Source organism: Actinosynnema sp. NPDC023658, assembly GCF_040639995.1.
In the GTDB taxonomy this organism is placed as follows: domain Bacteria; phylum Actinomycetota; class Actinomycetes; order Mycobacteriales; family Pseudonocardiaceae; genus Actinosynnema.
The window spans coordinates 1-1768 of record NZ_JBFAAX010001092.1; the positions used below are offsets into that span (position 1 = coordinate 1).

General features: G+C 74.7%; 2 protein-coding genes and 1 pseudogene. 2 read left to right on the plus strand and 1 reads right to left on the minus strand.

Features of this window, described 5'->3' with window-relative positions:
• Nucleotides 1-296 (minus strand): hypothetical protein (locus tag AB0G02_RS38385; protein ID WP_360804876.1); only part of this gene is annotated, 296 nt, incomplete at its 3' end.
• A gap of 223 nt (nt 297-519) precedes the next feature.
• Between AB0G02_RS38385 and AB0G02_RS38390 the strand changes: the two genes are divergently transcribed.
• Both AB0G02_RS38390 and AB0G02_RS38395 read left to right on the plus strand, forming a co-directional pair.
• Entirely contained in the window at nt 520-1323 is an 804-nt protein-coding gene (locus AB0G02_RS38390; protein WP_360804879.1) for a sugar phosphate isomerase/epimerase family protein, read from the plus strand.
• A gap of 4 nt (nt 1324-1327) precedes the next feature.
• Nucleotides 1328-1768: pseudogene (locus tag AB0G02_RS38395) on the plus strand (hypothetical protein); the annotation flags it as partial.

Consider the following 1768-nt stretch of genomic DNA (forward strand, 5'->3'; position numbering starts at 1 on the left):
GTGTCGAGCTGGTCGTCGGAGCGCAGTTGGCTCATGATCGGCAACGAGATGGACCCGATCACGTCGGGCAGCTCCCCGGACGCGGCGGCGGAGGTGAGCACGGTCGTGAGCTGGTTCTCGGCCACCGCGACGACCTTGGTCTCGATGCCGGTGGACTCGGTGAAGCGGGCCAGCAGGCGTTCCTGGGCGCGCACCCGGTCGGCGGTGTCCTCGATGGTCCAGAAGACCAGCGGACCGTCCGCCTTGCCCTCGGGCTCGCCGCTGCCGCAGGCCGCCAGCACCAGGGCGACGGGCACCGCGACGGCGAGCAGGCGCCGTCCTCGTCCGGTCCACCTGCCTCCCGTCCCGGGGCCCCCGCCCGCTGGCGGGGGCGGGGACCGGGAGTTCGGACGCCCCACTCAACACCCCGGTTCGTCCCGTGACAACCGCCAACCCGGAGGTGACTTCGGGGCACCACCGGGCTCCTGGCAGGCCGTTCGGCGGTCGACGTGCGCGGGATCGGGATACCGCATTGTCGTTTTGACTGATGACGGGATTAATGTCGGCATGCCGCCGTGGAAGATCGCCGGTCAGGAGCAGCTGCTGCCGGGCGCCTCGATCGAGCAGAGGTGGGAGCTCGCGCGCTCGGCGGGGCTCGACGGCATCGAGCTGCGCGCGCGGAGCGGTGAGGCGTTGGAAGCGCGGTTCGACGTGCTCCACCGCGCGGTCGGCCGGGGTGTCGTCCTGCCCTCGGTGTGCCTGGACGTGCTCCCCCTCGCCGGTGACGCCGAACGCGGCGCGGAGGCCCTGGGGCAGATGTCCTCGCGGCTGGGTCCGATCGCCGCCCTGGGCGTGGGGGTCGTGGTGGTGCCGGTGTCGGGCACCCGCCGGGTGCCGGTGCCGCGATCGTCCACAGAGGACCCGGGCACCCTGCTGGACGGTCTGCGCCTGCTCTCCGAGCGAGCCGCGCGGGAAGGCGTGTCGGTCTGCCTGCAACCGGTCAACCGCTACGAGGGCGACCAGGTCAACACGCTCGCCCAGGCGGCGGAGCTGTGCCGCGCGGTCGGGGTGCCGTCGGCGCGGGTGGCCGCGTCGACCTTCCACATGAACATCGAGGAGGCGGATCCGGCGGTCGCGCTGCTGGCGGCCGGACCGTGGTTGGGCCACGTGGCGCTGGCCGACTCCAACGGCCTCGAACCCGGCGCGGGCCACGTCGACTTCGCCGCGGTGTTCGCGGCGCTGGACGCGGGCGGCTACCGGGGGTGGACGAGCCTCGCGTGCCGGCTGTCCGGTCCCGACGTCCTGCCCGCGGCGGTGGGCGTGCTGCGCCAGGCCGGCGGGTGAGGTGGTGAGCCTGGGGACGCCGTCCCGCGCGCCGGACACGGCGGATCTCCGGCGCCAGGCCGCCGCGACGCTGCTGCGCAACTGGCGCGGGTCGGCCACCGTGCCGACGACCGCGCTGTACCCGCACCAGTGGAGCTGGGACTCGGCGTTCATCGCGATCGGCCTGGCCCACCTCAGCCCGCGCCGGGCGTTCACCGAGCTGACCTCGGTGCACGGCGCGCAGTGGCGCGACGGGCGGGTGCCGCAGATCGTGTTCAACCCCGCCGTCCCGGAGGACGCCTACTTCCCCGGTCCGGCGTTCTGGCGACCGCTGCCCCGGCACGGGCCGCCGCCGGGCGTGTCGACCACCGGGCTCGTCCAGCCGCCCGTGCACGCGGCGGCCGTGCTCGCCATCGCGGAACGCCACCCCGGCGACGCCACCGACGCCGCGGTCCGCCGGCTGTAC